The organism is Paraburkholderia sp. UYCP14C, from assembly GCF_004197395.1.
GTDB lineage: Bacteria > Pseudomonadota > Gammaproteobacteria > Burkholderiales > Burkholderiaceae > Paraburkholderia.
In genome coordinates this window covers 1-218 of record NZ_SELS01000418.1, presented here as the reverse complement: position 1 = coordinate 218, position 218 = coordinate 1, and the positions used below count along the sequence as shown (strand labels likewise).

Sequence of the window (218 nt, the reverse complement as noted above, 5' to 3'; positions counted from 1 at the left end):
ATGAACGCGCAGGCGGTGGCCAACGCGCTCAATGCACTCTCGAAGTGGCCGGACAAGGCCGATGCGCGTGAAGCGGCGCTGTGTCTGGCCGGTCGTCTGACATTGAATGCAGGCCTGCGCGAGTCGATGGAAGCCCAACATGTGGCCAACGCGCTCAATGCACTCTCGAAGTGGCCGGACGAGGCCGACGCGCGTGAAGCGGCGCTGCGCCTGGCCGG

General features: G+C 66.5%; 1 protein-coding gene. It reads left to right on the top strand.

Going from position 1 to position 218, the window contains the following annotated elements; genetic code table 11:
• A partial coding sequence (locus EVC45_RS45375; protein WP_129964431.1) for a hypothetical protein occupies positions 1-218 on the top strand: 218 nt, incomplete at both ends.